At 76.6% G+C, this 376-nt stretch carries 1 protein-coding gene; it reads right to left on the bottom strand.

The genetic code is table 11. The features are described from left to right. Positions 1 to 98: 98 nt before the first annotated feature. A partial coding sequence (locus F6X68_RS32990; RefSeq protein ID WP_151457874.1) for a DUF4241 domain-containing protein occupies positions 99 to 376 on the bottom strand: 278 nt, incomplete at its 5' end.

The following is a 376-nucleotide window of genomic DNA, read 5'->3' on the forward strand; positions in this document are numbered from 1 at the left end:
GCACCGGCATCGGAGTGCCGGGGGGAAAGCCGACGCACACGGTACCCGCCCGGCCGCCCACCGCGCCGCCTCGACCGTGGCCGCTCCCGCCGCACGGGTCACGCCGGCCCCGGCACCACCATGAAGTCGGTCACGAACGAGGTGACCCGGCCGTCGGCGGTCCGCCCGATCCAGGTGCCGTAGCAGCCGTCGCCCCAGCCGGACCAGACCGTCACCACGTTGGCCCCGGTCGCCTCGTCGAGCACCGCGGCGACGTGCCCCGGCACCGGCCCGCCCGCGGGCTCGTCCGCGACGAAGACGTCCGTCACCGCGCCCTCGTCCCACGTTTCCAGGGCGGCCAGCGCGGTGGGATCGGCCAGGGTGCCGATGCCGGTGT

This window comes from Micromonospora sp. AMSO12t, from assembly GCF_008806585.1.
In the GTDB taxonomy this organism is placed as follows: Bacteria; Actinomycetota; Actinomycetes; order Mycobacteriales; family Micromonosporaceae; genus Micromonospora; species Micromonospora reichwaldensis.